The sequence below is a fragment of the Oceanobacillus saliphilus genome (assembly GCF_023522835.1).
Lineage (GTDB): Bacteria > Bacillota > Bacilli > Bacillales > Amphibacillaceae > Oceanobacillus > Oceanobacillus saliphilus.
In genome coordinates this window covers 1-275 of the sequence record NZ_JALCZU010000108.1, presented here as the reverse complement: position 1 = coordinate 275, position 275 = coordinate 1, and the positions used below count along the sequence as shown (strand labels likewise).

Sequence of the window (275 nt, the reverse complement as noted above, 5' to 3'; positions counted from 1 at the left end):
AATGGTTAGTTACCGCTATAATCCCGCGCTTCATTCAAACGGGACTCTCAATGTGAACCACAGTCAACGCGTCTCAGGCGTTTCAACGTTCATTCTGGTCGGCCTTGGCGTGATCATCGCCCTGCTCGGTCTGGCGCTCGCGGTCGGCGGAGTGAAGCTGGTCAGCCTGGGCGGTTCCTGGTACTTCCTGGTCGGCGGTCTGGCGATGACCGTTTCCGGGGTGCTGATCGCACTGAAGAAAACTGCAGGCGCCTGGCTGTTCGCCGCATTTCTCG

1 protein-coding gene is annotated in these 275 nt (G+C 58.9%); it reads left to right on the top strand.

Features of this window, described 5'->3' with window-relative positions:
- The coding region (locus tag MN204_RS20615) for a hypothetical protein (RefSeq protein ID WP_249872923.1) at positions 1 to 275 on the top strand (275 nt) is incomplete at both ends.